This window comes from Candidatus Omnitrophota bacterium, assembly GCA_013791745.1.
Lineage (GTDB): Bacteria > CG03 > CG03 > CG03 > CG03 > CG03.
Genome location: VMTH01000010.1, coordinates 1 through 7,694 on the forward strand (window position 1 = coordinate 1; position 7,694 = coordinate 7,694).

The window sequence follows — 7,694 nt, forward strand, 5'->3', positions numbered from 1 at the left end:
CTAAGAAAAAATCAATCCCTCTCTTGGTCTCCCCCTTTCCAAGGGGAAGATTAAAAGTTCCCTAATTGATATATGAAATTGCAGTTATTAACCCGTTAACTAACAGAAATACAGCTTATCGCTTTTTGGAAATTTCGATAAATTTCTCGATACTCCGATCGTAGGTTTTTTCCACATCATCGGGAAAATAGCAGGCGGGAAGTTCTCCCATGGCCCTGTGATACCTGACGCATTCACAGCATTTGCCTTTCCTGCCGCATGGCTCGTAACTACAATTGCAATCCTTCAGGTTTCTCTCAATATTACATTCCATCCTCTTCCCCCTTACCGTCTCAAAACTGGCTCGATGCCGAGCAGTGTTACCCATTTATTTTTTATCTGCTTGTTTACCCGAATAATATTTCTGCTTAGGGCTTGTGAGTTTCTCCGGCACTGTCGGATGAAGCAAGCCCTGTTCAAGAAGAGGATTCAATATTTCTTTTCTGAAATAATCTCTATTGCTGATATTGATAAGCTCCTGTATTTCTTCTCTAGTTCTGGGAATCTGACAAAACTCTGATATTTTTTTATTTCGTTCAGCTTGCATGGTAGCTTGCATGGTAGCCTGCATGGTAGCCTGCATGGCAGCTTGGGGGGCAGCTTGGGGGGTAAGCGGTATTATCACTTTAAAAATATCGTCTTCTATCAATTGAGGATTCGCCCCCGAATACACTTTGCAATATTTATAAAGATTTCTAACGCCCGACCCCATTTCATCAGCGCGCCCTATTTCCCTGAAAATTTTAGCGATAACCGGGTTTTTTGGGAATGGAGAAAAGTTTGCAGGGTCTATTAAACCATGTCCATGAGATTTATTGCTGTTTTCAGTATAAACACGATTTTTTTCAATAATAAATTTTGCCGGAAACGGATTGATATATTCCCTGTGAATGATCATATTCCCGGCAACTTCCCTGAAAATACGGTTCCTGATGTTTATTCTTTGATCTTTTTCAAGATAAAATTTGTCGGGAAGATGCTTTTCAACGAAAGCCATAATCCTGTCATAACTTTCAATGAGATTTGTTCTGATATCATCCCTGTCATCATATCTATCAAGATTTTCTTTTCTTAAAATCGCGTCGGTGCGTAAATGCGGCAGAACAGACAATATAACGTTGTCCTTCCCGAAAAGCAAAACAGCGGCAAGAGTAAAGCCCTCTTTTCCGCTTTGATAGTCTTTTATATAAAGCTGCGCACTTTTTAACAATTCAAAATCATCCAGCTCAGCCCATGGATGCCCCGGCTTGTGATTTACCGCTAATTTCCGGACTCTCTCAACTAAATCCTTTCTTAAATCCTTAATGGCCAGAGCGGAATAAATTTTATTTTCCGAATACGATGTTTGCTTTCTAATGTATAACGCTGTCACAAGATTGGAGTTATCGGTAATATCAAAATCCCCGTCCTCATTCCTGTCAAATATTCTCCCGCTGCACCTGTGAACCTGAGAACTTTCAGGAACATAAACATAAAGAATTGTTTTGCCGTTGATTACAATTTCTTCAATTGAAAGATAGCATGAAGGGTTAATTTTTTGAGGGTTATTTATTGCAGTCGCAAAATCTTTTTTTATCTTGTCTTTACAATTTTCATCAATGCCGGCTATCCCGCCGTTATCATTTACTCCTAAAAGCAGTTCTCCGCCGGACCGGTTCAAAAAGGCACATATAGTTTCAAAAACATTTCCGCTGATATTGGTTTTGCACTCTTTAAACTCAATCCGCAGATTTTCGCCCTGCCTGATAATTGCTTTAATTTTTGATGTCTGCATTTTCACAATTTCCTTATTAACTGAATTGCTTTCTATCATCTGCCATCACTGAATATATTACAATAATTTCCCGAAGAACAACACGAGAACGCATTTCTTTTCTCATACGCTGGCGCGGTCATCCTTTTCCGCGGCCTCGCATTTTTCCGAATGTGGGCAGGCGCGGCAATGCGCGCCGGGACGCGGCTGGAAATCGCGCGAGCGGATACCGGCGACGATCTTATCCAATGTTTTCAGAAGAGCCGCCTCTTCCATTATCTCGGCATCAACGATTTTGCCCGTAGAAAGGAAGAAGAGCCCCAGCTTCGTGACGGGTTTCAGTCCGAAAACATCTTTACAGCCGAGGGCGTAGATATTCATAGGCAGAGCGTATGGCGACGCATCCGCTTTTTTGCCTGTCTTGTAATCGTAGATCTCATAGGAATCTTTCTTTTTTTCCACACGGTCTATCGCGCCCTTGATATATGTGTCCTTGAATTTCAGGATGAAAGTGCTCTCTCTCATAAAAGGCACAGCGCTGAAGGGGGATGAAAGGAAATTGTCCGCCATAATCCCGGCGGAGGATATAAGGTGCGGGGGGAGCGACTGCCTGACGCTCTGCCTGAAAAAATCATCGTCACGGCTCCTGTCAAAATGTTCTATCGCCGTGTGCAGGACATTCCCCACTTTTATGTGATCCTCCGAGGCGCTGCCGGTTTTTTTCAATATATAATCGTTCCTGTATCTCAGAGGGCAAAAATGATATCCGCTGATCTCGGAAACGCTAAAGCCTTTTTTGATCTTGGTATCAATGACAGTCTTTTCGGAAAAATATTCGCAAGCGCCGTGACTGCGGAAAACGGGTATCATCACTTCTTTCGTCTTCCTTTTATCCTCAAAAACTCCCTCCGCACGGCAATGCTCGGCCAGCGCGGCGTACTCCTTCTTGAGAGAGAAACTTTCTCCTTCACCGTCAAGAAAGAAAGACAGCAGGGGACTCAATTTTCCTTTAGACGGTCGCCCGAGAAGATAAAGCCTTTCCTTCGCGCGGGTCATGGCCACATAAAAAAGACGCCATTCCTCATCGGCGATCTTCGGCTCGGCGTTTTTCGGTTTTTTTTCCTTCTCCACGCGCCTGATCGTCCCGCCTGTGATTTCCCAGGGCATAGATACACGCTCGCGGATCGGGAACTGCGAAGGCGTTATGTTCGCCACGAAAACCACTTTTCTCTCAAGGCCTTTTATCTTGTGCACCGTCATTATATCCACGCAATCCGACGAATCCAGCGCGGCGTCCGACTCCACCGCCCCCGAGCTGTGTTTGTCCGGCCCGCCGATGTATTCCAGGAATTCGGAAAGAGAGGGAGCCGGGGATGTTTTTTCGTAGTTCAGGGCCAGCTCCAGGAATTTTTTTATGTTAGCGAGCGCGCGAAGACGGTAAACGCCGTCAAAATCGGCTTTCACCCATTCGGTCAGGCCGCAGTCCAGTATAATAACCATGATGTATCTGTGGATGGAAACCCTGCCGGGAAATTTCCTGTTTTTAAGAAAAAAATCCACTCTCGCCCTTTTATCTTTCCCCGGCCTGTCTCCGGCGTCAAGAAAAGCCTCAAAAAGTGACACTCCCTTTTTTCTTTTAGCGCCGAAAGAATAAATATCCTCAAGCGTAAAGGCTACCATGGGGCTCGTGAGAAATTCAAAAAAAGCGCTGTCATCGCCCGGCGCGGCAAGGAATTTGAGGATAGCGACGATCTGCTTTATCTCGGCCCTGTCGTAAAAACCGCCGCCGGAGGCGCTGAGGAAATCTATCCCTTCATCCCTGAACACTTTTTCATAATCGGATATGGCCGTTTTCATGCTCCTGAGTATCACGGCGAAATCACTGTTTTTTAAGCCCTGCTCTTTTTTCAGCCGCTTGATCCGGCGCGCTATATAGAGCGCTTCCTGACGGCGGTTTTCCGCTGTCACGATACAGACCTTCTCCCCGGCGGGAGCGTCCGGGCGCGGGGACAGCAGATGATAATCCTTCAGTTTGCCCTCTATCAGGTTGGCGAAATCCAGCACGCTCTTAACACTCCTGAAATTTGTGGACAGACTTTTGGTTTTGCCGGCCTTCTCTTTTATGCCGGTTAAGTTTTCCGGCGTAGCGCCCCGGAAGGAGTAAATGGACTGGTTGAAATCCCCGACGACGCAAAGCCGCTGCGGATCTATTTTCATAAAGAGCTCCATCTGCACGGGGCTCGTGTCCTGGAATTCATCTATAAAAACAAACCTGTATTTTTCGCGCAGGGCATCTCTCACATTTTTGTGCCCGTCCAGCAGCCTGTAGGCCTCAAGAAGGATCTGCGGAAAATCAAGGGCCGAACGCTCTTTCATATTGCCCTCGAAAATCTTGTAAAGCAGCCGGATGAAGGGTATGAAATTCCCTTCTCCCTCCCACCTGAAATCAGCCAGGTCATCAGGCCTGATGAGTCGGAGGCGCAGATGCGTGATAAAATCGTATAGCTCCTTCGCGCTGCGAAGGTCGATGGGCGAGACCGGTTCCATGATGATAGTGTTCCTGGCCTTGTCTATAGCCTTCCTGAAAAATATGTGTTCGCTGCCTCCCGACAGTATCTCAAACTTGGAATCTATCCCGGCCGCGGCGGGGTTTTCTCTCAATATATCCGCGCAGAAAGCGTCTATCGTGGAGATATTCAGGAAGGGCATCATGCGGGGCTCGCCCAGTTTTTCGATTATCCTCTTCTTCATCTCCCCGGCGGCTTTTCTGGAAAAGGTGACGGCCAGCACGCACCCGAGGGCGTCTTTGAGGCTCTTCCCCTCGCTTTTCAGCAAGTCCACTTTATCCAGGAACTCGCTCACCAGATAGGTCGTCTTGCCGGTGCCGGCGCCGGCGGTGGCCACCGTCAGCTCAGATTTCATATATGTCAACTCCTCTCACGCGCGCGCACAAGTCTTTATGCGGGCAGCTGCGGCTGTTGGGGCATTTGGACGCGGGGGAAAAATCCCCCTTCTTTATATTCTCGAGCGCCTCTTTGAGCTTCAGATCCATTTCTTCCAGCGCCGCGAGGGTCTTTTCGTCATCCAGCGCAAGCGTCACCTTCTGGGGATAATCCTCAGGTTTCTCATGATCGGCCAGCCAGAAAAGCGTTATCTCACTGCAACCCTCGATAGCCCGGGCGTAAATAGGCAGAGCCAGATGCTCGCCCCTGCCTATCTGATTGCGCAGGGCGACTTTCTTGAATTTTTTTCCGGTCCCTGTCTTATAATCTATGACCTCAAAACCGCCTTCTATCTCATCCACCCTGTCGATGCGGCCGCTGACCTCGATGTCCTCTATGGGAACGCTGACACTCTTTTCTCTCTCCGTAACTTTAAAAATATTGTCTCCCTCTGCGTATTTCTTCAGAAAAAAAGAGAAGAAGGCCTTCCAGCATCCGGCGGAGTGACGCGTTTCAAAATCAGCGGCGTCGGGCGAGGAAAAAACCTCATCGGTGAGCTCATCCATGCGGCGCGACATCTCACTCTTGCGGGCCGGCACGGGGAATTCAGCATGGAACTTTTCAAGTATGGAATGTACGAGAGTCCCGCAAAGAGCCTTTTCCGATCTCTTTGTTTCAAGGGAGATCATTCTCTCTATAAAGAAATTCAGCGGGCATTTCATATAACTTTCAAGGGAAGAGACCGAGATCTTTACCTTCCCTCCGTCCCGGCCGGAGAAAAATATATCGCCATGAACGCTTCCGTCCGGAGGCCTTTCCGCGGGAACCATCTCCATCTCTACGGAAAATGTGTCCTGGGCCGGGGCGGACTTGACGGCGATGTCTTTGAGGAATTCTTCTATGTAGGGCGAGGGCATCTCGTCTTCATCGCCGCCGTTGAAGGACACAAAAACTTTCTCCGTTCCGGCGCTGAGGGCGCTGAGGAATATCTTCTCCTCCGTATCATAATGTTTTTGCTCGTCCTCGGTCTTTTTAATATAAACGCCCGGGCTGAAGCGTCTGGGAAACTTGCCCCAGACCGCGCCGGGGATAAAAACGAATTTGAAATGCGCGCCTTTCGCTTCATGGACGGTCAGGAGCGGCGATGTGCCGGGAATATCTCCCAGATAAGGCGCCCTGGCGAAAGTGGCGAGGGATTCACTCAAAAAAGACAGGAATGTTTCAAATGCCATCCCGCCGGTGATGCTGTGGAATTTTTCGGCATATTCAAAGAATTTGCCGAAGAGCCGGTTCAACACGATATCATCGCCGGCGAGTTCCTCGGAACCGCAGAAAGAATAAAGCTTTTTTATCTTCGCGGGATTCGGCAGGGAATCAGCCCGGGCCGCTTTCTTCGCGGAGCTCCTCACCTTCTCTATTTTTTCCGCGGGACCTTTCCTCATCTCATGAGAGCCTTCAAGGAACCTGAAAATATCCGAATCGCTCATCTTGAAGACAGGCAGGGCCAGCATATCCGCGAAAGAGACTTTCTCGTCGATCCCCTCCGTAAAATACAGGAATGACATGAAGGCTAAGAATTGCGGATGCTTGAAAAAGGGCGCACCCGAGGGACAGCTCACGGGCACACCTTCGGATGACGCCATATCCTCCAGCATCTTTATCTCATCTCCCGTATCCCTGGCTATAACGGCTATATCCTCCGGGCTTATGCCCGAAGCGATGAGTTTTTTTATCTTTGAGAGTATCCACTGAGCGTTGTCATAATCGCTCAGGAATTTCCAAACCTCGAATTCCGGCTCTATTGTCGCGCTGAGGATCGGGCTGTGAGGCGCGAATTTTCCCTCAAGGGCCTTTCTCGTGCCCTCAGCGTCACCGCCGAGAAAATCATATATGCCCCGCGAGGAATCTCCCGCGATGTACAGGCCTTTCAGCGCGGGGGCTCTTTCCACAAGGCTGATGAATATGCGGCTCTCCTGACGGTTGAGGTCCTCCCACCCGTCAAGAAAGATATGATCAAAACCGGAGCTGAAAACACCCGATGACACGGATTCAAGGCAGAGCTTTTCCACATCCCGCAGGTCAAAGAGACCCCTTTCCTTCAGCCTCTTGTCATATTCGCCGAGAAGCGCGAACTCGTCGGGGCCGAGCTTTACGGAAGGGGCTATCTTATGCGCGTCAATAAAATTAACGGCCTCGGATATAAAACCGCGGAAATTACGGCAGGCTGAGAAATTTTTAAGCGGTGGGAGGTTTTCCGAAAGTATTTCTTTTACGATCACTTCCTCTTCCTTGCCCGAAATAATAGTGAAATCGCAGGAGCGGGTGAATTGATGGCTGTTCTTTTTCAGAGCCCATTTGGCGAAAGCCGAAAAGCTGTCGATGTGGAGTTCACCGCATCCGGACGCTCCGGCGAGGGCTATATCAGTAAAACGCTCCTTGACGGACAGAGGACAGAGCACGAGTATCCTTGAAACATCCGCACCCGAGGAAACGAGCTCCTTGAATTTCTCCAGCAGAAAAGATGTCTTACCGCAATTGAAAATTCGCCGGGGCGAAACACCTTTTCCGTCAATGAATACAATATCGGTTGTCAATAAAAATCCCATCCGGCGCGGGCGGGGTCATCACCGCCGCGACGGGTTTTATCAAACCTTTATTTCGCTTTGTGACGCATTGCTTTGCGTCTTTTTTTTAGCTTATGTCTTTTAACTTTAGCAAGCTTTCTTCGTCTTCCTTTCACTTAGCCTTACCTCCCCTCGTTATTCCGCCATCATGCGGAAAAAAATCCCTGTATGATATCAGCCAGCACACAATCACTATTCCCAGCAGGTCTACCGCCACATCAGCGGCGCTGCCGTGCCTGTTCAACACATAGAGCTGATGCATCTCATCGCTTACGGCGTATATGAATGCCGCCGCGCCCGATATCAGCGCAAGCGCCCTTCGGCTCAGGCGCCCCC

Annotated in this window: 5 protein-coding genes; all 5 read right to left on the reverse strand. The window is 48.5% G+C overall.

From position 1 onward, the window contains the following. Positions 1–115 precede the first annotated feature (115 nt). Positions 116–313, reverse strand: coding sequence for a hypothetical protein (locus tag FP827_00460; protein ID MBA3051558.1), 198 nt, complete (start codon positions 311–313; stop codon positions 116–118). 54 nt (positions 314–367) lie between these two features. Next, positions 368–1,813, reverse strand: a complete 1,446-nt coding sequence (locus FP827_00465) for an AAA family ATPase (GenBank protein ID MBA3051559.1) — start codon at positions 1,811–1,813, stop codon at positions 368–370. 102 nt (positions 1,814–1,915) lie between these two features. Beyond that, positions 1,916–4,714: an ATP-dependent helicase gene (locus FP827_00470; GenBank protein MBA3051560.1), complete on the reverse strand. Its 2,799-nt coding sequence runs from the start codon at positions 4,712–4,714 to the stop codon at positions 1,916–1,918. Further along, on the reverse strand, positions 4,704–7,340 hold the full coding sequence (locus tag FP827_00475) for an ATP-dependent helicase (protein ID MBA3051561.1): 2,637 nt from the start codon (positions 7,338–7,340) through the stop codon (positions 4,704–4,706). The genes FP827_00470 and FP827_00475 overlap by 11 nt, the downstream gene beginning before the upstream one ends. A 130-nt stretch (positions 7,341–7,470) precedes the next feature. Then, positions 7,471–7,694 (reverse strand): hypothetical protein (locus tag FP827_00480; GenBank protein MBA3051562.1); only part of this gene is annotated, 224 nt, incomplete at its 5' end.

What these genes read in the sequence shown, in the direction of transcription:
- FP827_00460 (MBA3051558.1), bottom strand. Translation starts at nt 313, where the DNA reads ATGGAATGTAATATTGAGAGAAACCTGAAGGATTGCAATTGTAGTTAC.
- FP827_00465 (MBA3051559.1), bottom strand. Translation starts at nt 1,813, where the DNA reads ATGCAGACATCAAAAATTAAAGCAATTATCAGGCAGGGCGAAAATCTG.
- FP827_00470 (MBA3051560.1), bottom strand. Translation starts at nt 4,714, where the DNA reads ATGAAATCTGAGCTGACGGTGGCCACCGCCGGCGCCGGCACCGGCAAG.
- FP827_00475 (MBA3051561.1), bottom strand. Translation starts at nt 7,340, where the DNA reads ATGGGATTTTTATTGACAACCGATATTGTATTCATTGACGGAAAAGGT.